Origin of the sequence: Actinocorallia aurantiaca, assembly GCF_039533685.1 — a bacterium.
Taxonomy (GTDB): Bacteria; Actinomycetota; Actinomycetes; order Streptosporangiales; family Streptosporangiaceae; genus Actinocorallia; species Actinocorallia aurantiaca.
In genome coordinates this window covers 237,107-260,253 of sequence record NZ_BAAATZ010000002.1, presented here as the reverse complement: position 1 = coordinate 260,253, position 23,147 = coordinate 237,107, and the positions used below count along the sequence as shown (strand labels likewise).

Below are 23,147 nucleotides of genomic sequence, written 5' to 3'. Positions count from 1 at the left end.
GGGCCGAGCGGGCGGTCGAACACCTCGATCATGGTGAAGAGCGCGTCGACGAAGGTGGCGTGCTCCCAGTGGAAGATCTCGGGCGTGAGCGCGTGGTAGCGGCGGCCCAGATCGTCCTGACCGGTGACATGGCCGTGCAGGTCCCGGACGCGGTGACCGAGACGGGAGCCCTCGCGGGCCGTGGCGAGCGTCAGGGGCAGGGCCCGGTCGAGCTGGATCCACACGTCGTCGGGGAACTGGGCGTGCTGTGCCGCCCCGGCCGCGATCGCCGGGTGCAGGAACTGCAGTGCGGCGGCGCGGGGCATCGTCAGGCGGTAGCGGCGGTCCCGCACGTAGCGCCGCAGCAGGGATCCGGAACTTGTAGCCGCCATGGGGGCTCCTCTCGAGTGGTGCTCCCTGAGAACCGGGACATCAGTATAAGTAATCACTTACTTCTGCCGCAGCGGGTCCTGCTCCAGCCCGATGGAGACCGGCCGGATACGAGGCTCACGGCGGACGACCTCACCCGAGACCAGGCCCTGGCGGACCTCCGCGCCCTCCGTCGAACGGACCTGATCGAATCGGTGGGCCATGCCCGCAACCAGCGCTACACGGGAGGCCCCACCCTCCGAGAAGCCCGCGCGGAAGTCCATCGCTAGGTCCACGACGACCTCTACCGCGAGCCCTACCGCTAAACGTCAGAGCGCGGTCGTGAGGGGGCGGGTCTGGGTCTGGCGATAGCGGGCGGGGGAGATGCCGTAACGGGTGGTGAAGGCCTGACGGAGGGTTTCGGGAGTGCCGAAGCCGCAGCGGGTGGCGATGGAGGAGACGGGGAGTCGTGTGGTGACGAGGAGGTGGGCGGCGGCCTCGGTGCGGACGCGGCGAACGTAGCGGCCCGGAGGCAGGCCCAGGTGTTTGAGGAACAAGCGGGTCAGGTGGCGTTCGCTGACGCCCGCGGCGGCGGCGAGGACGGCTGCGGTCAGGTCGCCGGCCAGGTGGGTGGTGATGTGCTCGACGATCCGGTCGACCAACCCGTCGCTGGTGGGACGGGGTGCGGTGAACATGCTCATCTGCGCCTGGTTGCCGGGGCGCTGAAGGTACGTCACCAGGTAGCGGGCTATGTCGCGGGCCAGGGTGGGACCGTGATCCTCCTCGACGAGCGCGAGCGTGAGGTCGAGTGCGCTGGTGACGCCGGCGGCCGTACTGACCCCGCCGTCCCTGATGAAGATCGGATCGGGATCGACGGTGATCGCGGGATGCCGGGCGGCGAGTTCGCTCGCGAACCTCCAGTGGGTGGTGGCGCGCCGCCCGTCGAGCAGGCCGGTCGCCGCGAGGATCGAGGCGCCCGTGCACACCGAGGCGACACGGCGGCTCTCCCGCGCGAGCCGCCGGACGTGCCCGACGATCACTGTGTTCGCGGCGGCGTCCTCGTGCCCCGGCCCTCCCGAGACGATGAGGGTGTCGAGCGGCCCGGTGAGCCGTTCGAGAGTCTGCTGCCCCTGCAGCGCCAGCCCGCTCCCGCAGGTGATCGGCCGTCCTCCGGGCGTCGCCAGGGACACGTCGTAGTACGGCCTCCGCGTCTGGACGTTCGCCGCGAGGAACGCCGACGTCACGCACGCGATGTCGAGGAGTTCCGCCGCGTGGTAGCCGACCACGACGACCTTTCGCCCTTCCATGTCCCGACTCTAGGTCGGCAGGACAGGGATCCCAAGTTTTCCGACCTCCCCCGGACGATCGCTGGGCGTCCGTGCGAGCCGCGGTGACAGTCAGGCCATGGACGAACCGCTACAGACCACCCGGACCCGCCACTGGGGCCGCTTCGCCCTCCACTACCTCGAGATGATCATCGCCATGTTCGCGGGCATGTTCGCCCTCGACCCGGTGTGGCCCCTCCTGGGGGTCGACCTCTCCTACGACCGCGATCCCGAGCTCGCCTACCTGTTGATGGGGTTCAACATGTCCGTCGGCATGGCTGTCTGGATGCGTTTCCGCGGCCATGAGTGGCCTGCGACGCTGGAAATGTGCGTCGCCATGTTCGTGCCGGTCGTCCCGCTGTTCCCGCTCCTCTGGCTGGGCGTGATCGACGGCATGGGCCTGATGACGGCCGCGCACATCGCAATGTTCCCCCTGATGCTCGCCGCCATGTTTCGCCGCCTCGACGAGTACGCCCACGCCCACCACTGACCCATTCGGGCTGGTCGCAGGGGGTCTGCGTGGTCCAAACTGGGTGTTCGCAGTTCTTCTCGGAAGGTTTCGCACGTGGACGTGATCTCCAGCCTGTTGTCCGCCCTGTCCGGAGGCGAGGTCGAGATCCTCGACCTGACCTCCCCGCTCAGTCCCGCGACGCCGGTGCTGAGCCTGCCGGAGCCGTTCGCCAACACCATCCCGCTGTCGCTGGAGAAGGTGAGCGACTTCGACGCCGACGGCCCGTTCTGGAGCTGGAACAACATCCACACCGGCGAGCACACCGGCACCCACCTGGACGCGCCCGTGCACTGGGCGACCGGCAGGGACGGGCTGAGCGTCGACCGGATCCCGCCGTCCCGCCTCGTCGGGCCCGCCGTCGTCATCGACTTCACCGACGAGGTCGCCGGGGACCCCGACTTCCTGCTCGGGCCCGACCACCTCGACGCGCGGGTCGCCGAGAACGGGCCGCTTCCCGAGGGCGGCTGGCTGCTGTTCCGCACCGGCTGGAGCTCCCGTTCCGGTGACGCCGCCGCGTTCGCCAACGCCGACGACGGCGGCCCCCATACTCCGGGCGTGTCCGTCGCGGGCGCCGAGTGGCTCGCGGCCTCTCCCATCAGCGGTTTCGGCGTGGAGACCGTCGGCATCGACGCGGGCCAGGCCGGCGGGATGGAGCCGCCGTTCCCCGTCCACCACCACCTGCTCGGCGCCGACAAGTACGGGCTCACCCAGCTTCAGAACCTCGACCGCCTCCCCGCGACCGGCGCGATGCTCGTCGTGTCGCCGCTGCCGATCGTCGGCGGCACCGGCAGCCCCGCCCGCGTCTACGCCCTGGCGCCCCGCGCATGACCGTCGCCGATCTCGCCGGAAGGCTGCTCGCCGACCTGGGCGTCGGGCACGCCTTCGGCGTGGTCGGCAGCGGCAACTTCCACCTGACGAACGCGCTGCGCGCCCACGGCGTCCCGTTCACCGCGGCCCGCCACGAGGGCGGCGCGGCGAGCATGGCCGACGGCTACAGCCGCCTCAGCCCGCTGCCCGCCGTCCTCACCACCCACCAGGGCTGCGGGCTCACCAACGCCGTCACCGGCATCGCCGAGGCCGCCAAGAGCCGCACCCCCATGCTCGTCCTCACGGCGGACACGGCGGGTTCGGCGGTGCGCTCGAACTTCAGGATCGACCAGGACGCGCTGGTCGCGAGCGTCGGCGCGGTGCCGGAACGGGTGTACGGGGCGTCCTCGGCGGTGGCCGACCTGACGCGCGCCTGGCGGACGGCGGTGCACGGACGCCGGACGGTCGTCGTCAGCCTCCCCCTGGACGTCCAGGCGGAGGCCGTCGGCGACGTGCGTTGGACGCGTCCCGCCGCCCCGGCCCCGGTCCGTCCGGGAAGCGCGGCCGTCGAGGCGTTCGCCGCGCTGCTGGCCGCCGCCGAACGCCCGGTGTTCATCGCCGGGCGGGGAGCGCGCGGCGCCGGGCCGGCGGTCTCCGCGCTGGCCGCCCGTACCGGCGCGCTGCTCGCCACGTCGGCCGTCGCGAACGGCCTGTTCGCCGGCGAGGAGTTCGACCTCGGCATCTCCGGCGGTTTCTCCTCCCCTCTCACCGCCGAACTGATCGGCGGCGCCGACCTCGTCGTCGGCTGGGGCTGCGCCCTCAACATGTGGACGACGCGCCACGGCTCCCTCCTCGCCCCCGGCGCGAAGCTCGTCCAGGTCGACGACGACGCGTCCGCCCTCGGCGCCCACCGCCCCGTCGACCTCGGTGTCCACGGCGACTGCGTGACCGCCGCCGCCGACGTCCTGGCCGCCTCGGGAGACGGCTCGCGCACCGGCTACCGCCTGCCCGAGGTCTCCGCGCGGCTCGCCGAACGCCGCTGGTGGAACCAGACCCCGACCCCCGACCTCTCCACTCCCGACCGGATCGACCCGAGGGTCCTGAGCGTCGAACTCGACCGGATCCTCCCCGCCGAACGCGTCGTCGCGATCGACTCCGGCAACTTCATGGGCTACCCCAGCGCGTACCTGCGCGTCCCGGACGAGTACGGCTTCTGCTTCACCCAGGCCTTCCAGTCCGTCGGCCTCGGCCTGGCCAGCGGCATCGGCGCCGCCCTCGCCCGGCCGGACCGCCTGGGCGTGGTCGCCACCGGCGACGGCGGCTTCCTCATGGGCGTCTCCGAACTCGAGACCGCCGTCCGCCTGGCCCGCCCCCTCCTCATCGCCGTCTACGACGACGCCGCCTACGGCGCCGAGATCCACCACTTCGGCCCCGCCGCCGATCTGGACGCCGTCACCTTCCCCGACTCCGACCTCGCCGCGATCGCCCGCGGCCACGGCGCCCGGGGCGTCACCGTCCGCACCCCCGCCGACCTCGCGGAAGTGGCCTCCTGGTCGCGCTCTCCCGAAGGCGTCATGGTCGTCGACGCCAAGGTCGCCGACGACGGCGGCTCCTGGTGGCTCGCGGAGGCCTTCAAAGGCCACTGACCGACCGGCCGGGCCGGCCGTCGGAGACGGAGGCCTCGAAGCGGTCGTCGAGCAGGGCGATGGCCTGCCGCTGGACGGGATTGAGGACCGTGGCGCAGTAGGCGTCGAAAAGGAACGAGTACTCCTCGATGAGAGGCGGAATCGCACCGGCGTCGGTATCGGTGTCGGCGAACTCCCGCAGAACGGGGATGAGAACGGCGAGGGTGTCTTCGACGAGGGCGGTGAGGGCCTCGGGAGAGGTCGTGTCGTCGAGGGCGAGGAAGCGGACGTTCAGGGAGGTCAGCGCGGGAAGCAGGTCGGGAGCGCTCATCCGCTCGTAGAAGCGCTTCATCCCGGGCATCGCGGAGTCGCCCATGAGGTGGGCCAGGAGGATCGACTGGTCGCGGTCGAAGGCCGCCAGGTCCGGCGAGGGGTAGGAGTCGGCGGCGAGCGCCAGGAAGCGGGCTATCTCCGGCGGGGAGTCGAGCGGCACCCTCTCCGCGCGGACCTGAGCAATGAGGTGGCGGCGCCGGGTCAGCCGGTCTATCTCGGCCGCGAGCGCGGCGTCGAGCCGGTCGAGGACGTCCGCGCCGTCGTCACCGGGGTCGTCGAGGAGGGACGGCATGCGCTCCAAGGGGACGCCGAGGGCCGCCAGCCGCTTGATCCGCAGGACGCGGATCACGTCCCGCACTTCGTAGCGGCGGTAGCCGTTGTGCGATCGCGGCGGCTCGGCGAGGACGCCGATCTGGTGGTAGTGGCGGAGAGCCCGGACGGTCACCCCCGTGATCCTCGCGAGTTCACTGCTTCTCACCGCAACACCTCCGCCGCCGCCGTCCCTTCCTCCAGCGTACGGAGCGACCGGGATCTCAGCGCGGCGGCCGCCGCGACCACCCACACCGCCGTCAGGACCGCCGCGGCCGTGCCCGGGCCCACCGTCTCGACCAGTGCCGCGGCGGCGACGAGCGCGACCGGCGCCGCGGCCGTCATCAACGCGTTCTGGATGCCCATGATCCTTCCGCGCGTCTCTTCGGGCATCCTCTCGATCATCAGCACGCCGAACAGCCCGTTGAACAGGCCGCTCGACAGGCCCACCGTGAAGGCCCCGGCGAGCACGAGCCCGGCGGACGGCAGCGCGGCGATGAGCACGAACCCCGCCGTCACCCCGGCCATCCCGCCGACGAACCACGCACGGCGCGGCCCCCGGCTCCCCGCGACCGCGTAGACCGCTCCGCCGACGAGCATGCCCAAGGCCATCGCGCTCAGCACGAGACCGAGGATTCCGGGACGGTCGATGAAAGAGACGGGCAGGATCAGCGCCTGGAACGCGACGAGCACGAACAGGGCGGCGAGGTTCAGTCCCGTGACGGCCAGCAGGAACGGACTGCGCGTCAACGCCGTCCACCCCTCCCTCAGCCTCGGTGGGCCCGCAGAACCGCCGACCGCCCCGACGCCCCTCGGCAGGAGCAGCGTGACGAGAGCCGCCGCGAGCGAGGCCGCCGCGGTGATCCACAGGACCGCCGCACCGCCGAACACCGCCATCAGCCCGCCCGCCGCGGCGGGGCCCAGCAGCATCGCCAGCGCCCCGAGGCTCTCGCGCAGGCCCGTGAGCCGCTCGGCGCCCATCCCGCCGTGCCGTACGACCGCCGGCAGCAGCGCCTCCCGCGCCGTCAGCCCGGGCACGTCCCCCAGCGACCCGAGAAGGGCACTCACGACGAACCACCCCAGGCTCAGCTCCCCCACCAGCGCGACCAGCGGCAGCATGCCGATCGACGCCGCCGACACCACGTCCGCGAGAACGGACGCCGTCCGGCGGTCGATCCGGTCGATCAGCACCCCGGTGAACAATCCCGCCAGGACCGCGGGCACCACCGTCACCCCGGCGACGATCCCCGCCCCCCAGGCGCTGCCCGTCACCTGCAGCACGACCAGCGGCAGCACCACCCCCGCCAGGGAGTTCCCCACCATGGACAACGCGTACGAGACCAGATAAGCCCACGAAACGACTCTCACGCACCCCACCCAAAACCCCGACGCAACGTCGGAGTCAACCCGTCCTTTCGCAAGCGGTTCCTGGACGCCCGAACACCGGCGGGTGCGGGGGCTGATCATGGACTCGGCCCCCGGTCGAATAGCCCATCCCCAGCCGGGGAAATTCTTTAAAACCAAGTCCTCGTGACCTGTTCCGGCCAGAACTCAATGGTACGCAAATCAATTACTCCGCATTCTAATGAAGGCGTACGGGAAATGGCGGAAACACATGCGCCATTGCGCTTCCCCTGGTGGAAGCGCAGGGACGGGAGGCGGAATGGGCGGGCCGGTCATCCGGAGACTCCAGGAACTCGGCGAGCTCGAGAGGGCTCACGGGCTGTTCGACGTGATCTGGGATTTCGAGCCCGGCGGGGATCCGCTTTCGGTCGAGGCGCTGCTGACCCTGACGCGCTGCGGCAATTACGTCTTCGGCGCCTTTCACGGCGAGCAGATGGTCGGAGCGTCGGTCGGGATCTTCGGGGAGCCCCGAAGCGGGGAGATGTGCTCCTACATCACCGGGGCCGCCTCCATCGGCTCGGGCACCGGCCTCGCCCTCAAACGCCACCAGCGGCTGTGGGCCCTCGAGCGGGGCGTCGACCGGATCTTCTGGACCTTCGACCCGCTGATCCGCAGGAACGCCCACTTCAACCTGGTCAAGCTCGGCGCCCGCGCGGAGAGCTACCACGTGGACTACTACGGGAAGATGCCCGACAGCATCAACCAGGACGACGAGTCGGACCGCCTCCTCGCCGTCTGGCGCCTGAACGACCCCCTCGTCGTCGACACCGCGCGGAACGTCTTCACCACCGCGTACGTCCCGACCGATGCCGAACTCGCCCTCGAAGCCCGCGGCGACCGCCCTGTAAGGCACGAGACCATGGCCCGGACCCTCCTCTTCCAGGTCCCCCACGACATCGAGAAGATCCGGACCGAGGATCTCGGCCTGGCCCGCGAATGGCGCTGGGCCCTGCGCGAGGCCCTCGACCCTCTGCTGGAAGCGGGCGCCACCATCACCGGCTTCCACGATCGCACGAGCTACCTCGTCCGAAGGTGAGCGGATTCCCGTCCGGAGACGTCACCCCGGTCGTCGCAGGAGCGGGCGGACGACGGAGCGGGCGAGGGACTCGGCGAAGGCCCGTGGCGCGGCGGGTGCGTCCGGACCGTGCGCGTAGTAGCGCAGGAAGGCCTCCTGGAAGCAGGCGCCGAGGAGGAGGGACGCGGCGGCTTCGGGTTCGGCATCCGGGCTGATCCGGCCGGCGGCCTGCTCGGCGCGCAAGTAGGCGGCGAAGGCCGCGAGGGGACGGTCTGGGCCGCCGCCGTGCCGGGACATGGCCTCACGGTGCGCCCGCATGCGTTGCGGGTCCGCGAGGAGCGCGCCGAGCATGGGGATCGAGCGCTGATAGAACTCCAGGGCCGCGTGGGCGAGCTCAGCGAGGTTGTCCTCGAGGTCGCCTTTTCCCGGGCGGACCGACACCCGGGACAGACCCGGCAGGCGCTCCTCGAGGACGGCGAGCAGCAGCCGCTCCTTGTCCCCGAAGTACTTGTAGAGCGTCGGCTCCGAGACCGCCGAAGCCTGCGCGATCTCCTTGGTCGTGGCCTGCGCGACCCCGCGCGTCCGGAGGAGTTCCGCGGCCGCGTCAAGGATCCGCTCCCTTGTGCTCATGCCGTCCTCCCGTCTCCGCTTGACAGGTTAGTGAACACTAGATCAGTGTAGGGGCTAGTGTTCACTAACTCTTGGGGGATCCCATGCGCCTCACCGTCTTCGGCGCGACCGGCGGAACCGGGCAGCACCTCGTACGCCAGGCGCTCGACGCCGGCCACCACGTCACCGCGGTCGTCCGGAACCCCGGCGGCCTGCCGCGGCACCCGCTTCTCGAGACCGTCGTCGCCGACGTGATGGACTCCGCCGTGATCGGTCCCGCGCTGACCGGCCGCGACGCCGTCGTGTCCGCGCTGGGTCCCCGCGGCAAGGGCGAGACGACGGTGTGCTCCGACGGAGCCCGCTCGATCAGCACCGCGATGCGCGCCGCCGGCGGCCGCCGTCTGATCGTCGTCACCGCCAGCGGGCACATCGTCGACGAAGGGGACGGTCCCTTCACCCGCAACCTGGTCAAGCCGCTGCTCGGGCGCTTCCTCCGGGAGGCGTTCGCCGACTTCGTCCGCACCGAACAGGTGGTCCGCGACAGCGGCCTGGACTGGACGCTCATGCGCCCGCCGCGCCTCACCGATGGCGACCCCCGGCCCTACCGCACCGCCGTCGACCGCAACGTGCGCGGCGGCATCACGCTCGCCCGCGCCGACCTCGCCCACGCCATCCTCAACGTCCTCGACGACTCCACCACCGTCGGCCGCACCGTCGCGCTGGGGTACTGACCATGAAGAAGCGGATACTCGTCGCGCTGGGCCTGCTGCTCGCGACCGCGCTCGGCCTCACCGCCACCGCCGGATACCTGACGTTCGTACGTTCGGCCGAGAACCCGCCCGCCGAAGCCTGCGGCGGGAGACCGCGCTCCGGTCCCGTGGTCGTCGCGGCGGGCGCCAGCATGACCCAGGGCACTCTCGGCGCGAACTGGGTCGACGCGCTGCGCGACCGGCCCGAACACCGGGGATACGCGTTCGTCAACGCCGGCATCAACGGCGACACCAGCGGCGACCTCCGGAAGCGGGTCGATTCCGACATCGTGGCGTGCGGTCCGGACGCGGTCACGATCCTGGTCGGCTCCAACGACGTCCTCGACGGCGTGCCGGTGGCGGACTACCGAGCCGATCTCGGCGCGATCGTCGACCGGGTCAAGGAAAAGACCTCCGCCCGGATCGCCCTCATGTCCCTCCCCCCGCTCGGCGAGGACCTCGACTCGCCGCGCAACCGAAAGCTCGGCGACTACAACGCCGCCATCAAGGAGACGGCCGCCCGCGCCCAGGTCGATTACCTCCCCGTACACGAGCAGGCGGTCGACTTCCTCCGGAAGAGCGGCGGTGCCGAAACCCCGTTCGGCTTCGATTTCGCGGTCGCCCTCAAGGCCGGAGCCGAGCACTACCTCCTGGGACAAAGCTGGGACGACGTCTCCCGCGGCAACGGGCTCACGCTCCTCGTCGACCACCTCCACCTGAACGACCGGGGCGGAGCGATCGTCACCGGTCTCGTCGCCCGGTGGCTGTCCGAAGGCCAGGCCACCCCGAGCCGGTCGCATCCCGCCTCGGGAACCCGCCCCTGAACGTGCACCCGATCCGTCGACCGAAGCGGCGTGCGGCGGTCTCGGCGGTCTCGGCGGCAACACCATGATCATGGGGCTGGGCTCTCCGCGCTAGGCGGTGATACTGGGACGGCCGTCCTCCAGATGGCCCATCAGACGGCGGGTGAAGGCGGCGTCCTCCGCGATGGTGATCGCGAGGTCGTACCAGCCGTCCGCTGTGCGGTGGCGGAGGGTCTCGGAGGCTCCTGGCGCGAGGACGACGGTCTCGTCCAGCGCGTTGTAGGCCAGTGCCTTCACCTTGAAGGTCAAGGGCTCGGACGTCGGATTCTGGAGGGTGACGACCAGGGTGCGGCGGTTCTGTCCGGAGGAGACGCCCACCGTCGCGGCCTTGCCGGTGACCGTGCCGGTGAACTCCCTGCGGAAACCGTTGGGGCCGATCAGGGTGACGGAGTATTCGTCGGTGACGGGTAGCGCGACGGTGGCCGTGCCCTGGACGTCGTAGTGACGTGGGGCCGGAAATTCGTCCGCGTAGGGGTAAGCGATGAAGTGGGAACCTCGGGCGCCTTCGTCCTTGAGAGCAAGCGTCAAGGTCGTGCCGTCGAGTCTGGCGGACGCTTCCGTGCGGTAGGCGAGGGGGCGTGCCGGACGGTGGCCGGGCTCCTGAAGGGGGGCCTTCTGGAATACGGGCGGGAGGGCCGGGAGGAGCGTCTGGGCTCCCGGGTCGGGGGCGGGACGGCCGACGGCCCTGCGGGAGCGGGGGCGGGCGAAGTCGAACGCCGAGGTCAGGTCGCCCGCGACCCTGCGCCTCCAGGGGCTGATGTTCGGCTCGTGGACGCCCAGCCAGGTCTCCACGAAGCGGATCGTCGAGGTGTGGTCGAAGACCTCCGAGCAGACGAAGCCGCCGACCGTCCACGGGGAGACGACGAGCATGGGGACCCGGGTGCCGAGGCCCAGGGGCTTGCCGTCCACGAACTCGCCGGGGGTGCCCGCGGGCGGGGCGGGCGGCGGGACGTGGTCGAAGAAGCCGTCGTTCTCGTCGTAGGTGATGAAGACGATCGTGGACGCCCAGAGCTCGGGATCGGAGGCGATGGCGTCCAGGATGTCGTAGGTGATGCCGGAACCGCGTCCGGGGGCGGAGCTGAGGGGGTGCTCGCTCTCGGCCGCGGGCGCGACGACGTAAGAGACGTTCGGCAGCCGTCCGGCGTGGGCCTCTTCGCGGAAGTACTTGCCGAGATTTCCCTTCTGCGTACGGCGCAGTCCGTTGTCGAAGGCGGACTTCTCGGCGTCCGTGAGAGTGGCGTAACCCTGTTCCAGCCGCCCCAGAAGGGTGGCGGGGTCTCCAGCCCGGCCTACAGCGCCGTAGAAGGCGTTCATGGAGCGGTAGGTAGTGAAGGCCAGGGCCTTCTTCGCGAGATCGCGATACGACTCGAAGTACTCGAGCGCGTTGTCATCGAAGTCGTCCCACTCGTGGAAGACGCGCCAGGTCTTGCCGGCCGCCTCAAGGCGATCGGCGTAGGGGGTCATCTTGTAGCCGGGGTGGGTGTCGGCGTAGGCGTCGTTGCCGGTGGTGCGCTTGCCGTCGGGCTCGTATCCGACGTTGCCGCCCCAGTGGAACATGCGGTTCGGGTTCGTTCCGCCGGGGAGCGAGCAGTGGTAGGCGTCGCACAGGGTGAAGGTGTCGGCGAGTTCGTACTGGAACGGGAGGTCCTGCCGGTCGTAGTACGCCATCGTGCCCGGCGTCTTGGCGTGGACCCAGCGGTCGTTCCAGCCGTTGCCGAGCGCCGCCTGCGCGTCCTGCCAGCTGTGCGGGAGCCCGGCGACGAACTGCTGGGCGGACTTGGGACGCAGGTTGAAACCGATCGCGTTCCTGATCGAGAACGGCAGGACGTCCCGGGCGAACCCAGGCTGCTCGAAGACGCTCTTGCCGTTCGGACGCTTGATCGCGTTGCGGTCGCCGAAGCCGCGGACCCCGGAGAGCGTCCCGTAGTAGTGGTCGAAACTCCGGTTCTCCTGCATGAGGAACACCACATGCTCGACTGATTCGAGCCCGCCGGGCGGCACGGCGGCGGCCACGGCCTTCTGGACGGAGAGCGGAAGCGCGGAGGCGACCGCAGTGGCCGCCGCACCCGTGAGAAAACGTCGCCGAGTGGTCTGCATGAACCCTGTCTGACAGCGCTACATGACGATCCGAACACGGCACGGCATCACATAGGTGATCAAAGGAAGGCGCCGCCCGGTGGCGTCTGCCGGCGGGAACCGCAGGACCCGGACGGACGCGCCGCCGGGGTCACGCCGCGAGCTTCTCTTCCTCGTTCCGCGGCACGGCTGCCTTCTTCTTGCGGACGTAGCGGATGAACTCGACGACCGCGGCGACGGTGAGGGCGATGCCCAGGCCGAGGAGCAGGCCCTTGAACGGGTCCTCCTCGAAGGCCACGCCGCCGATGTAGCCGACGAGCACCGAGTAGACGGCCCAGCTCAGGCCGGCGAAGACGTCGAAGAGCAGGAAGCGGCGGAACGGGTAGCCGGTCGCGCCCAGCGTCAGGGTGGTGGCGGTCCGGCCGCCGGGGATGTAGCGGGCGACGACCAGAACGAGCCCGCCGCGTTCGTCGACCTCCTTCCTCGCCCACCGGAACGCCTTGCCGTCCTTGAGCCTGGAACCCGCCCGGCGCCCCAGCCAGTAGGAGACGTGGTCGCCGCAGATCGCCCCGATCGCCGCCACCGAGAGCAGCAGGAGCGCGTCGGGTTCTCCCGTCGAGGCGGCGAACGCCCCCGTCGTGATGACCAGCGTCTCGCTCGGCACCACCGGGAAGAACCCGTCGAGCAGCGCAATGCCGAGGACCATCAGGTAGATCCAGGGAGACGTGATGATGTCGTGCGCGAACTGCAGGATCGTCTCCGTCATCCGACCCGCTCCCCACCGTCTGCCTTCGGCGCCGTGCCTTCTCCCCCGCCCACCGCGAACCCCCCGTACCGCTCGGCCGAATTTTGCCCCGTCGATGACGAACCTATGGGCTGCGGAGACCTGCCGCCGCCCCCGAAGGTCAGACGTCCCCCCTGTCTTTAGCCAGGGGTAATCGTTGGACACCCGTGAGGCCGGGGATGTTCGGACGGCCGCGTGCGCCTCCCGGATTCCGCCCGTCAGAGGACGGCGAGGAGCCTTTCGCGCAGGGGCCGCGGGTGAGCGGTGGCCAGGACGGCCTTCAGGCGGGCGTCCGAAAGGACGTCCAGCAGCAGGCGGAGTTGCCCGGGCGGCTCGTCCGCGAGGAGTTCTTCGGCGTGGTCGACGGAGAAGGCCGGCGGGGCGGCGTCCCGGAGGCAGTCGTAGAAGGCGTCCCAGTTGTGACCGAAGTAGTCGGGGAAGTTCAGGACCCGTGCGGCTTCGGTGAAGAGGCCCGCACGGGTTCGGGAGGCGCGTCCGTCGAGCGCCCCGGGCGCCGGGTCGGCGGAGAGTGTCAGCCAGGGCGGCAGCGGGCGTTCGACGGACGGCATCTCGATCCTTAAGCGATCTTGTAGAAGTCGGTGTAGTGGTTCGGCGTGAACCAGGTCGCGCCGGTGCTGCGGTTGACGACGATGCGGTAGGCGTCGCGGGAGGCGCCCTTCGCCCTGCTGTAGACGTCGTACTCGTAGTAGGTGGCGTTGGTGGGCAGCTGGCCCTCGCGGTTGTAGTGGCGTCCGCCGGTGTAGTTGTACTTCCCGTCGGGCCAGGAGTACCAGCCGGCGCTGGTGGGGAAGCCCTTGCCGGACCAGATCGAGCGGGCCGACTTGGCGTCCGAGCAGCGGGAGATCGTGCAGGAGCCGTAGACGGAGGCGTGGGCCGGGGAGATGGCCACCACGCCGGAGAAGGCGGTCGCGGCGGTGAGGGCGAAGGCGATCCGGATCGAGCGGGGGCGGTGCTTGGTCTGCAACGTGGCCTCCATCGAGGGGGGTCGGAACACCCGTATGGTCACACGTATGACGAAACCGGTCAGGTCATGGCGGGTCAAGTTCGTGTGAACTTCTCCTGTCCTCCTTCCGAACCGCCCCTTGACCGGTCTTCGACGGACGCCCGACGCGCCCGGTGGCGGCCGGGGCCTCCCCCTGCCTTACTATTACATTTGTAGTAAGCATGCGGGGGCCGGAGGCCCCGCGCGTGCGGTCCTGTTCGGCGTGGAGGAGAGGGGTGGCGGCCATGACGGTCTCCATGGTCAAGGGGCAGCGGATCTCGCTGGAGAAGCCCGGTGGCGGCGACCTGACGACGGTCCGCATGGGCCTCGGCTGGGACGCGGTGCCCAAGAAGGGGTTCTTCGGGTCGCGCGAGCAGGAGATCGACCTGGACGCCTCGGTGGTCCTGTTCGCCGACGGCCAGGTCAACGACGTCGTCTACTTCGGCCAGCTGACGAGCCAGGACGGCTCGGTCCGGCACACCGGCGACAACAGGACCGGCGCGGGAGACGGCGACGACGAGTCGGTCGCCGTGGACCTGGCCCGGGTGCCCGTCCACGTCACCTCCCTGGTCTTCACGGTCAGCTCGTTCACGGGCCAGACCTTCGACCAGGTCGCCAACGCCTTCTGCCGCCTGGTCGACGAGACGACCGGGACCGAGCTCGCCCGGTACACACTGACGGGCGGCGGCGGCCACACCGCGATGGTGATGGCCCGCGTGTACCGGCACGGCACGGGCTGGAAGATGAACGCCATCGGCGAGCCCACCCACGGCCGGACCTTCCAGGACATGCTCGGCGTGATCGCCACCCACGCCTGACCACCGCGAGAGACCGCGGCCAGAAGATTCAGCCAGGCCGGCGGCGACGAGTGGAAGTTCCGCGCGGCCGGGCAGGGGTATGCCTCTGGTCTCAGCGGCATCGCCGCCGACCACGGCATCGGCGTCTGAGATCTCCGGGGCTTCGAACACAGAACGGAAAGGCGTCCGCAGTGGAAATCACAGGGATCATCACCGCACTGATCATCGGTCTGGTCATCGGTGCTCTCGGCAGGCTGGTCATACCGGGCAAGCAGCGCATCCCGATCTGGCTCACCATGCTCATCGGTGTCATCGCGGCGCTCATCGGCACCGCGATCGCCAGCGTGCTCGGCGTGGCGGACACCCGCGGCGTGGACTGGATCGAGCTGATCCTCCAGGTCGCCCTCGCCGCCGTCGGGGTCTCCGTGGCGGCCGGCGCGTACGGCCGCCGCTGACCCTTCCGGCCGGGCCGACTTCCCCGCGGTCCGGCCGGGGGTCCTCCCTCCGCGAAGAGCACGGCGAAGACCCGCACGCCGGTGACCGGCCCCGTGTCGCGGTCCGGCGCCCAGCCCATCATGGCCTCTGCGGAGAGCGGACGGCCTCGCGCAACGCCTCCTCCTCTTGGCGCTCGGCGTCCGCACCGACCGGAACCGCCCGCCGTCCCGGACTCCGGCCACCATGCCCTTCTCGTGCAACCGGAACAGGATCGCGTCGCTCTTCGTGTGAACGAGCACCGTCCGGACATGGTCGCCCCCGTGCGCATGAGGGCTTCACGCCAAGACATACCCGATTAGGTATCGAAGTCTGCTTTGTGATGTCATACACGGTGTTATTGCGAAGAGCTTGCAATAAACACCGAGAGGCAGGAACGCGTGATCTCCTGGAGGACCGGCACGGCGGCACTGGCCGCGGCCGCACTGCTCGCCGGGCTCGCCGGATGCTCGGACCCCGGCGCCGAGAAGCGGGGCGACCCGTCCCTGACGATCGGAGCGGCCACCGAGCCGGACACCCTGAGCCCGCTGCTCGGATACGGCAAGGACGGGAACTCCAAGATCTTCGACGGCCTCCTCCAGCGGAACCGGAAACTGGAACTGGAACCCGCGCTGGCGACCGCCCTGCCCGAGGTGTCGCAGGACGGGCTCACCTACACCTACACGCTGCGGCAGGGCGTGAAGTTCAGCGACGGGACGCCGTTCACCGCGGCCGACGTCGTCTTCACCTACGAGACGATCCTCGACGAGAAGACCAGCAACGGCTCCCGCGACGAGATCGCTGCGGTGGAGAGCGTCACCGCCGAAGGAGACCACACCGTCGTCTTCAAGCTGAAGTACCCCTACGCGCCGTTCGTCGAGCGGACGGTGCTGCCCATCGCCTCGCAGAAGGCCGCGAGCGGGCAGGACGTCAACACCGGCGCGTACAACACCTCCCCCGTCGGGACCGGGCCGTACGTCCTCGAGTCCTGGCGCAAGGGCGAGCAGATGACCCTCAAGGCCAACCCCGGCTACTGGGGTGGCGCACCAGAGGTGAAGAGCTTCACCACCGTCTTCATCGCCGACGACGACGTCCGGGCGACACGCCTGCGGGCTGGGGAACTCGACGGAGCCGCGCTCCCGCCCTCCCTGGCGAGGACGTTCGAGAACGTCGACGGAACGCGCCTCATCACCGCCGAGTCCGTCGACTACCGGGCCGTCACCCTGCCGACCGGGAACCCCGTCGCCGGGGACAAGGCCATCCGGCAGGCGCTCAACCTGGCCGTCGACCGCGAACTGATGGTCGAGTCGATCCTCAAGGGCGCCGGACGCCCCGCCTACAACCCCCTTCCCGAGAACAGCCCCTGGTTCGCCCCGGAGGCCGAGGTCCCCCACGACGACGCGAAGGCCGCGCAGATCCTCGACTCGGCCGGCTGGAAGAGCGAGGACGGCGGGATCCGCGAGAAGGACGGGCGGCGCGCGTCCTTCAAGCTCTGGTACCCCTCCGGCGACAAGCTCCGCCAGGACCACGCGCTCGCCTACGCCTCCGAGGCCAAGGAGGTCGGCGTCGAGGTGAAGGTACAGGCCGGGACGTGGGAGGTCATCGAGCCCGTCCTCGGCGAGGACGCGGTGCTCGCGGGCGGCGGCGCCGGCTTCGACCCGGACTTCGACCTCTACTCGACCCTGCACTCCGGCCTCATCGGCAACGGCTGGAACAACATGGGGCACTACACCGATCCCGGCGTCGACGAGGCCCTGGAGACCGGCCGCAAGAGCAACGACGAGGGCGAACGCCGTCAGGCCTACTCCACCGTCCAGCGGCTGTTCGCCGACGACCCCGGCTACACCTACCTCACCCACATCGACCACGTCTACGTCGTCTCCGACGAGTACGAGGGCCTGACCACCCAGCTGGAGCCGCACGACCACGGCATGGGCGGCCCCTGGTGGAACCTCCAGGACTGGACCCTCCCGCAGTGACCTCGACCGTCAAGTCCTCTCCGCGAATCACGCGCGCCTCCCTGGGGCGCCGCGGTCTGCGGGGGGCGCTGCTGCGGCTGATCGGGCGGCGGATGCTGGCGGCCGTGCCGGTGCTGGCCGTGGTCACCTTCGGGGTGTTCGCGCTGGCGGCGGCCTCGCCGTTCGACCCGGTCAAGCAGTACCTGGGGACGGCGGCGCTCACCGCGTCGCAGGAGACCCTCGACCAGGTCGCCCACAACCTCGGCGTGGACCGGCCGTTCCCCCTGCAGTGGTGGAACTGGCTGACGTCCGCGCTGACCGGGGACCTCGGCGAGTCCAGCGTCTTCCGGCAGCCGGTCGCCGAAGTGATCGCCGAGCGGATCGGGTGGACCGCGCTGCTGTGCGCGAGCGGGCTCACGGCGGCCATCGCGGTGGCGGTCGTCCTCGGGGTCGCGGCGGCTCGGCGGCCCGGCGGGCTACTGGACCGTTCACTCACCTCCCTGGCCTACACGCTGGAGGCCGCCCCCTCGTTCTGGATCGGCCTGCTGGCCGTCTGGTTCTTCGCGCTCCAGCTCGGCGTCCTGCCCGCAGGCGGTCTCAGCGAACCGGGCTCCGACGCCGTCACCCCCGGCGGGCTGCTGCGGCACCTCGTCCTGCCCGCGGCGGTCCTGGCGGTCTCCCAGACGCCATGGTTCCTGCTCTACGTCCGGCAGGGCGTCACCGATGCCCTCACCGAGGACCCCGTGCGCGGCGCCCGCGCCCGCGGCCTGAGCGAACGCACCGTCCTGTTCGGCCACGCGCTGCGCTCCGGCCTCCTGCCCGTGCTCACCCTGATCGGCACCCGCGTCCCCGAGGTGATCACAGGAGCCCTCCTCATCGAGACGATCTTCAGCTGGCCCGGCATGGCCTCGGCCACCACCCAGGCCGCCACCGCCGCCGACTTCCCCCTCCTCGCCGCGGTCACCGTCCTCTCCGCCGCCGCGGTCCTGGCCGGGAACCTCCTCTCCGACACCCTCTACTGCCTCGCCGACCCCCGAGTGAACCCGGAGGAACTGTGACCGCCCTCCGATCCGAGACCGAGCCCGGAGGCCGGAGCCCGATGCGAGCCCGGGTGTCGGCGGGAGCCGTGGCGGCCATCGCGCTGGCGGTGCTCCTCGTCCCGGTGCTCTTCCCACTCGACCAGCAGGCCGTCAACCTGCGCGAGACGCTTCTCCCCCCGTCGTGGAAGCACCCGTTCGGCACGGACGGCAACGGACGGGACGTGCTGCTGCGCTGCGTGTACGGGCTGCGGGTCTCACTGATCGTCGGGATCGTCGCCGCGTTCGGCGCGGCGCTGATCGGCACCGCGGTCGGAGCCGCGGCGGGTCTGCTCGGCGGGCGGACCGACCGTTTCGTCATGCGGATCGTGGACACCTTCTCGGCCGTCCCCCACCTCATGCTCGGGATCTTCGTCATCGCGATGTTCCGGCCCGGGATCTGGCCGGTGATCATGTCGATCGGGCTCACGCACTGGCTCTCCACGACCAGGATCGTCCGCGCCGAGGTGCTCTCCCTGCGCGACCGCCCGTACATCGACGCCGCCGTCTCCTCAGGCGCGTCGCGGACGCGGGTCGCCACCCGGCACCTCCTCCCGGCGGTCCTGCCCCAGGCCGGGCTCGCCGCCGTCCTGCTGGTGCCGCACGCGGTCTGGCACGAGACCGCGCTGTCCTTCCTCGGCCTCGGCCTCCCCTCCCACCAGGCCAGCCTCGGCAACATGATCCAGGACGCGCGCGGCACCCTCCTGGCCGGCGACTGGTGGCCGACGCTCTTCCCCGGGCTGTTCATCATCGTGCCCACCCTCGCGATCGCCGGCCTCGCCGGAGCGTGGCGGGAACGGCTGAACCCGCGACGCCGATCGGAGCTGATGCTGTGACCTCCCTCCTGTCCGTCCGCGACCTCTCGGTGCGCTTCACCGTGCGGCGCGACCGCTCCCGGCGCCAGGTCGCCGCGGTCACCGACGTCACGTTCGACCTCTCCCCCGGCGAATGCCTCGCCCTCGTCGGCGAGAGCGGCTGCGGCAAGTCCGTCCTCGCCTCGGCTCTCCTGGGCCTCCTCCCCGGCAACGCCACCGCCACCGGCACCGCCCTCCTCGGCGGCACCGCCCCGACCCGATCCGCCCAGAACTCCTCCGGCGGCGGACTCGGCCTGCCGACCGACGATGCCGCCCCCGGGGAGCGGCTCGACCTGCCGGGCGGTGATGCCGGCGCCGGTCTCAGGGAGGAGCTCGACCTGCTCTCCGTGGGAGAGCGTGTTCTCGCGACACGGGTGCGGGGACGCCGGGTCGGGTTGATCCCGCAGAGTCCGGCGGGCCATCTGACGCCCGTCCGCACGATCGGCTCCCAGCTCGCCGAGACGATCCGCGAGCTGACCGGCACCCCCAGGGCACGCCTCGGCGAGGCCGTCCTGACCGCCGCAAAGCGGGCCGCGTTCCCCGCCGACCATCTGGGCCTGCATCCGCACGAGCTGTCGGGAGGCCTGGCCCAGCGCGCGGCCACCGCGCTGGCCCTCGTCGGCGACGCGCCGCTCCTGCTCGCCGACGAGCCGACCACCGGCCTGGATCGCGACCTCGTCGACCGCACCGCCGCCGAACTGCGCCGGCATGTGGACGGGGGCCGCGCCCTCCTCCTCATCACCCACGACCTCGCAGCCGCCGAACACGTCGCCGACCGCGTCGCCGTCATGTACGCGGGCCGCATCGTGGAGCTCACCGAAGCGACCTCCTTCTTCGGCTCCCCCGGCCCCCGCCACCCCTACGCCCGCCGTCTGCTCGACGCCCTCCCCACCCGCGCGTTCACCCCCATCCCCGGCATGCCTCCCGCTCTCGACGCGCTCCCGTCAGGCTGCGCCTTCGCCCCGCGCTGCACCGCCGCCACCTCCGCCTGCGTCGCGGACCTCCCCCTTCTCACCGACGGCGTCGCCTGCCATCACCCCCTCCAGGCCGATTCCGCTCCTCTCGAGGACAACGATGCACTACAGGTCTGACGCCATGGACGACCAGGAGAAGACCGTGGAGAACCACCCCGAGGCCGCGGACCTCCATCCCTCGGAAACAGAGACCACCGCACCCGCGCTGGAGATCCATTCGATCAGCGCCGGATATCCGGGACGTCCGCCGGTGGTCCGGGACGTCTCGCTGACGGTCGCGGCGGGCGAGGCGGTGGCGCTGCTGGGGCCCAGCGGCTGCGGCAAGTCCACCCTGGCCAGGGTGGCCGCCCTGCTGCACCGGCCCTCCTCGGGAACCGTGCGGCTCAACGGCGCGGCCGCGGGGGGCTGGCGCTACCGCGCTCCCAGGGAGCAGCGCATCGCGATCGGTTTCGTCTTCCAGCAGCCCCGGACGGCCGCCGATCCGCGGCTGACCCTCGCGGCCCTCATCGCCGAGCCCCTTCACGCCGCCCGTGCCGTCCCCCGCCGGGACCGCGAAGCCGCCGACGAGCGCGTCCGTCCCCTCGCCGAGACCGTGGGCCTCACCGACGACCTGCTCGCCCGCCGTCCCCACGAGGTCAGCGACGGCCAGCTCCAGCGCGCCTGCCTGGCCCGCGCCCTGGTCCTGCGCCCCTCACTCCTCGTCTGCGACGAGATGACCGCCATGCTCGACGCCTCCACCACCGCCGCCCTCGTCGCCGTCGTCGAGTCCTACCGCGCCGAGACCGGCGCCGCCCTCCTGGCCATAGGCCACGACCGCCCCCTCCTCTCCCGCTGGTGCACCCGCGTCCTGGACTACCCGGCCCTGTCCGTGTAGAGGCCTGGCCTTCCCACTCTCCACAGATGGAACCGGGACGCCGCCGCCTCTGCACCGATACCGGGCCCGTCGCCTGGAGGCATCCGCGGGCAGCCCGGCGGTCGCGTGACGGCCGAAGGTCCCTTCTATGACAGGCGGCGGCCGCGTGGCGGTCAAGGCCTCCCGCCGGTGACGACGGAGCCGTCCGCCGGAGGCGCCGTTCAGCGGTGTTCGAGGTCGACCAGGGCGGCTCGGCCCTGGTCGTCGACGCGGATGACGGCGGCCAGGCGGCCTGCGGCCACGTCCTGCTCGAGGGCGCGGGCGCGGTCTTCGGAGACGAAGAAGCTGTCGAGGCCGCAGTCGAGGAAGCCTCCGCGCGATTCGCAGGTCAGGTGGGGGGACTCGGGACGGGTCCTGACGGGTGCCGTTCCCTTCCACAGCGAGCCGTCCCGGACGAGGGGGACATGGAAGCGGCCCGAGCCGGGGGCCTCGGCGGGCAGGTCGGGGTAGTCCAACTGGACGTAGGCGCCTCGGAACGGGTCTATCGGATCGACGGGGGCGACGGCCAGCCGGTACTCGGCGCCGGTCAGGCGGGCCGACAGCTGGGGCTGGACCGCCCAGGCGGCCAGGGCGGCCTGGACGAGCACGGCGGCGGCCACCGCGATGGGACGGGACGTCAGCCTCACCGGGAGACCTCCATGATCAGGCGGCGGCCCCGCTGGGCGAGCACGCCGGTGCCGAGGAAGACGACGCCGAGCACCAGGAACAGGGCGGCGCCGGAGAACAGCGGGGCGAAGATCGCGAAGCTCTGCGTGGTGACGAAGACGACCAGCGCCCCGGCGGCCAGCGGCACCACGCCCGGCAGCGCCTTGGACGTGCCGAGGAACGCGAACCAGGCGGCCGCCAGCACGTAGCCGACGATCCCTGCCACGGCCCGGACGAGCATCGCGCCGCTCGGCGACGTCATCGAGCCGGACGGGTCCCAGACCGTCAGCAGGAAGCCCGCGCCCAGGATGCCCAGCATCACGGCGATCTCGCCGCGGGCGGAGCTCCTCCAGACGGAGACAGCCGCGAGGACCACGGCGACGGCCGCTCCCGTCCACAACGCGCCCGTCGTGCGAAAGTCCCGGTCGGGGAAGGCCGCCACGTAGAGCCCGACCAGCGCGAGCAGCACTCCGGCGGGCCGCCAGACCGCCGCGAAGGCGGGTGTCCACCGCTCGTGCAGGAGGGCGACGGCGGTCGCGAAGACGGCCGCGACGAGCATCGCGACCGCCACCACGCCGTGGCTTCCCGCGTTCTCGGCGGCCCACCAGGCGTACCAGCCGACGCTGAGCCCGACCGCGACGACCAGCGGAGCCCTTCCCCGGGTGGCGTAGGCGTAGGCGAGCGCCCCTCCGGCCCACGCGCCGAGGAGTTCCGGGCTGCCCGCCGGGACGTGCAGGCTCTGCGCCGTCTGGAAGACCACTCCTCCGGCCGCCGCCACCGCGATCACCCGGACGGAGGCCGGCAGCGCCCCGGGGAACCGTGAGGCGAGTAGTTCCGCCGCGACCACGGCGACCAACCAGATCACGACGATCCCGGCGAACCGTGCCATCGGCGAAAGCCGCTCGTAATTGGCGGCGACGGTCCAGAGCAGACCCACCCCCACGAACGCCGCCCCCAGGACCAGCGCGAGCCGCTCCAACGCGAACCGCCGGCTCGCCGCGTACCGGGCCTGGATCCCGGCCGCCGCGTCACCGTCGATCAGCCCGTCCGCCTCCCAGGCCGCCAGCTCCCCCCGAAGCCAGGCCAATCGTTTGGGCGAAATATGCACTGTGTCCATACCCGCAAGGATGGCCGACGGCGGATGCCCCGTCATGAGCACTCCTACTCAACCGAGGCCGCCGAAAGTCCCTGCTCACCGGCGGATCTCCGGCTCAGCACCGGCGGGCCTCGGTCACCTCGCGTTCGTAGGCGGCGAAGGTCTCGACGACCAGGCGGCGCTGCTCCGGAGTGAGGGGCTCCATGGCCGTGCGCCAGGCCGCGGCGCTCTGCGCCAGCCAGTCGTGGATCGCCGAGCGGTGGCCGTCGGCGATGCTGACGATCGTGCGGCGCCGGTCGGCCGGGTCCTCCCTGCGCTCCAGGATGCCCTGCCTGCTGAGGTCTCCGACCATGAGGCTGACCGTCGTGGGAGCCACCTCCAGACGTCCGGCCAGGGCGTTCACCCCGGCGGGTCCGTCGAACAGCAGGTACGCCAGGAGCGACAGGTGACGCGGGGCCAGGTCGAAGGAGCGCAGCTCCGCCGGGACCTCGAGCTTCTTGGCTGCGCCGACCACGCGCGGCATCAGCCGCAGCATCGCGCGGATCCCGTCGTCCACGGTCAGGCCCGGGGAGGTCGGTCCGTCGCTTGACATATCTTTGCTC

26 protein-coding genes are annotated in these 23,147 nt (G+C 71.3%); 13 read left to right on the top strand and 13 right to left on the bottom strand.

The window, feature by feature from the left end; all coding sequences use genetic code 11:
- The 3 genes from ABD327_RS02050 to ABD327_RS02040 all read right to left on the bottom strand — a co-directional run.
- Positions 1 to 371: oxygenase MpaB family protein (locus ABD327_RS02050; RefSeq protein ID WP_344448335.1), on the bottom strand; the 371-nt coding region annotated here is incomplete at its 3' end.
- Between the two features lie 57 nt (positions 372 to 428).
- Positions 429 to 572, bottom strand: coding sequence for a hypothetical protein (locus ABD327_RS02045; RefSeq protein ID WP_344448334.1), 144 nt, complete (start codon positions 570 to 572; stop codon positions 429 to 431).
- 105 nt (positions 573 to 677) lie between these two features.
- Positions 678 to 1,655 carry a GlxA family transcriptional regulator gene (locus ABD327_RS02040; protein WP_344448333.1) on the bottom strand — a complete coding sequence of 326 codons (978 nt, stop codon included), beginning with the start codon at positions 1,653 to 1,655 and terminating at the stop codon, positions 678 to 680.
- Positions 1,656 to 1,752: 97 nt separating this feature from the next.
- Between ABD327_RS02040 and ABD327_RS02035 the strand changes: the two genes are divergently transcribed.
- The 3 genes from ABD327_RS02035 to ABD327_RS02025 all read left to right on the top strand — a co-directional run bounded on the left by ABD327_RS02035 (position 1,753) and on the right by ABD327_RS02025 (position 4,637).
- A complete protein-coding gene (locus tag ABD327_RS02035) occupies positions 1,753 to 2,163 on the top strand; it encodes a hypothetical protein (protein WP_344448332.1) in 411 nt (136 codons plus the stop codon).
- A gap of 75 nt (positions 2,164 to 2,238) precedes the next feature.
- Complete coding sequence (locus tag ABD327_RS02030; RefSeq protein ID WP_344448331.1) at positions 2,239 to 3,012, top strand: cyclase family protein; 774 nt, start codon at positions 2,239 to 2,241, stop codon at positions 3,010 to 3,012.
- Entirely contained in the window at positions 3,009 to 4,637 is a 1,629-nt protein-coding gene (locus ABD327_RS02025) for a thiamine pyrophosphate-binding protein (RefSeq protein ID WP_344448330.1), read from the top strand. Before ABD327_RS02030 ends, ABD327_RS02025 begins: the two co-directional genes overlap by 4 nt.
- Here the strand turns inward: ABD327_RS02025 and ABD327_RS02020 are convergent.
- Positions 4,624 to 5,427, bottom strand: a complete 804-nt coding sequence (locus ABD327_RS02020) for a MerR family transcriptional regulator (RefSeq protein WP_344448329.1) — start codon at positions 5,425 to 5,427, stop codon at positions 4,624 to 4,626. The two genes, ABD327_RS02025 and ABD327_RS02020, sit on opposite strands and share 14 nt — an antisense overlap.
- Positions 5,424 to 6,626, bottom strand: a complete 1,203-nt coding sequence (locus ABD327_RS02015) for an MFS transporter (protein ID WP_344448328.1) — start codon at positions 6,624 to 6,626, stop codon at positions 5,424 to 5,426. Before ABD327_RS02015 ends, ABD327_RS02020 begins: the two co-directional genes overlap by 4 nt.
- A 295-nt stretch (positions 6,627 to 6,921) precedes the next feature.
- Here ABD327_RS02015 and ABD327_RS02010 point away from each other — a divergent pair, with 295 nt between their 5' ends.
- Positions 6,922 to 7,698, top strand: coding sequence for a GNAT family N-acetyltransferase (locus ABD327_RS02010; RefSeq protein WP_344448326.1), 777 nt, complete (start codon positions 6,922 to 6,924; stop codon positions 7,696 to 7,698).
- A 21-nt stretch (positions 7,699 to 7,719) separates the two neighbouring features.
- Here the strand turns inward: ABD327_RS02010 and ABD327_RS02005 are convergent, their stop codons facing one another.
- Entirely contained in the window at positions 7,720 to 8,307 is a 588-nt protein-coding gene (locus ABD327_RS02005; RefSeq protein WP_344448325.1) for a TetR/AcrR family transcriptional regulator, read from the bottom strand.
- 83 nt (positions 8,308 to 8,390) lie between these two features.
- On the opposite strand from ABD327_RS02005, the gene ABD327_RS02000 reads away from it, so the two are divergent.
- On the top strand, positions 8,391 to 9,017 hold the full coding sequence (locus ABD327_RS02000) for an NAD(P)-dependent oxidoreductase (protein ID WP_344448324.1): 627 nt from the start codon (positions 8,391 to 8,393) through the stop codon (positions 9,015 to 9,017).
- Positions 9,018 to 9,019: 2 nt separating this feature from the next.
- Positions 9,020 to 9,859, top strand: coding sequence for an SGNH/GDSL hydrolase family protein (locus ABD327_RS01995; RefSeq protein WP_344448323.1), 840 nt, complete (start codon positions 9,020 to 9,022; stop codon positions 9,857 to 9,859).
- Positions 9,860 to 9,949: 90 nt separating this feature from the next.
- Here ABD327_RS01995 and ABD327_RS01990 read toward each other — a convergent pair whose 3' ends face one another.
- From ABD327_RS01990 to ABD327_RS01975, 4 genes are all read right to left on the bottom strand, one after another.
- The gene (locus ABD327_RS01990) at positions 9,950 to 11,995 is read right to left on the bottom strand and encodes a phosphocholine-specific phospholipase C (protein WP_344448321.1); all 2,046 of its coding nucleotides are present in this window, start codon (positions 11,993 to 11,995) and stop codon (positions 9,950 to 9,952) included.
- Positions 11,996 to 12,125: 130 nt separating this feature from the next.
- Positions 12,126 to 12,740 (bottom strand): DedA family protein, encoded by a 615-nt coding sequence (locus ABD327_RS01985; protein ID WP_344448320.1) that lies wholly within the window; start codon positions 12,738 to 12,740, stop codon positions 12,126 to 12,128.
- Between the two features lie 236 nt (positions 12,741 to 12,976).
- Positions 12,977 to 13,327 carry a barstar family protein gene (locus ABD327_RS01980; RefSeq protein ID WP_344448319.1) on the bottom strand — a complete coding sequence of 117 codons (351 nt, stop codon included), beginning with the start codon at positions 13,325 to 13,327 and terminating at the stop codon, positions 12,977 to 12,979.
- 8 nt (positions 13,328 to 13,335) lie between these two features.
- Positions 13,336 to 13,743, bottom strand: a complete 408-nt coding sequence (locus tag ABD327_RS01975; protein ID WP_344448318.1) for a ribonuclease domain-containing protein — start codon at positions 13,741 to 13,743, stop codon at positions 13,336 to 13,338.
- A gap of 263 nt (positions 13,744 to 14,006) precedes the next feature.
- Here ABD327_RS01975 and ABD327_RS01970 point away from each other — a divergent pair, with 263 nt between their 5' ends.
- The 7 genes from ABD327_RS01970 to ABD327_RS01935 all read left to right on the top strand — a co-directional run bounded on the left by ABD327_RS01970 (position 14,007) and on the right by ABD327_RS01935 (position 20,765).
- Complete coding sequence (locus ABD327_RS01970) at positions 14,007 to 14,579, top strand: TerD family protein (RefSeq protein ID WP_344448317.1); 573 nt, start codon at positions 14,007 to 14,009, stop codon at positions 14,577 to 14,579.
- Positions 14,580 to 14,749: 170 nt separating this feature from the next.
- Complete coding sequence (locus ABD327_RS01960) at positions 14,750 to 15,013, top strand: GlsB/YeaQ/YmgE family stress response membrane protein (RefSeq protein ID WP_344448316.1); 264 nt, start codon at positions 14,750 to 14,752, stop codon at positions 15,011 to 15,013.
- Positions 15,014 to 15,430: 417 nt separating this feature from the next.
- On the top strand, positions 15,431 to 17,008 hold the full coding sequence (locus ABD327_RS01955; protein WP_344448315.1) for an ABC transporter substrate-binding protein: 1,578 nt from the start codon (positions 15,431 to 15,433) through the stop codon (positions 17,006 to 17,008).
- Complete coding sequence (locus tag ABD327_RS01950; RefSeq protein ID WP_344448314.1) at positions 17,005 to 18,045, top strand: ABC transporter permease; 1,041 nt, start codon at positions 17,005 to 17,007, stop codon at positions 18,043 to 18,045. Before ABD327_RS01955 ends, ABD327_RS01950 begins: the two co-directional genes overlap by 4 nt.
- A gap of 41 nt (positions 18,046 to 18,086) precedes the next feature.
- Complete coding sequence (locus ABD327_RS01945) at positions 18,087 to 18,899, top strand: ABC transporter permease (protein ID WP_344448313.1); 813 nt, start codon at positions 18,087 to 18,089, stop codon at positions 18,897 to 18,899.
- Positions 18,896 to 20,008 (top strand): ABC transporter ATP-binding protein, encoded by a 1,113-nt coding sequence (locus ABD327_RS01940; RefSeq protein WP_344448312.1) that lies wholly within the window; start codon positions 18,896 to 18,898, stop codon positions 20,006 to 20,008. The genes ABD327_RS01945 and ABD327_RS01940 overlap by 4 nt, the downstream gene beginning before the upstream one ends.
- Entirely contained in the window at positions 19,992 to 20,765 is a 774-nt protein-coding gene (locus tag ABD327_RS01935; RefSeq protein ID WP_344448311.1) for an ABC transporter ATP-binding protein, read from the top strand. Before ABD327_RS01940 ends, ABD327_RS01935 begins: the two co-directional genes overlap by 17 nt.
- Positions 20,766 to 20,965: 200 nt before the next feature.
- Here the strand turns inward: ABD327_RS01935 and ABD327_RS01930 are convergent, their stop codons facing one another.
- The 3 genes from ABD327_RS01930 to ABD327_RS01920 all read right to left on the bottom strand — a co-directional run bounded on the left by ABD327_RS01930 (position 20,966) and on the right by ABD327_RS01920 (position 23,137).
- Positions 20,966 to 21,430 carry a GDYXXLXY domain-containing protein gene (locus tag ABD327_RS01930; protein ID WP_344448310.1) on the bottom strand — a complete coding sequence of 155 codons (465 nt, stop codon included), beginning with the start codon at positions 21,428 to 21,430 and terminating at the stop codon, positions 20,966 to 20,968.
- Positions 21,427 to 22,566 (bottom strand): DUF2157 domain-containing protein, encoded by a 1,140-nt coding sequence (locus ABD327_RS01925; protein WP_344448309.1) that lies wholly within the window; start codon positions 22,564 to 22,566, stop codon positions 21,427 to 21,429. The genes ABD327_RS01930 and ABD327_RS01925 overlap by 4 nt, the downstream gene beginning before the upstream one ends.
- A gap of 94 nt (positions 22,567 to 22,660) precedes the next feature.
- On the bottom strand, positions 22,661 to 23,137 hold the full coding sequence (locus ABD327_RS01920) for a MarR family winged helix-turn-helix transcriptional regulator (protein WP_344448308.1): 477 nt from the start codon (positions 23,135 to 23,137) through the stop codon (positions 22,661 to 22,663).
- Positions 23,138 to 23,147 lie beyond the last annotated feature (10 nt).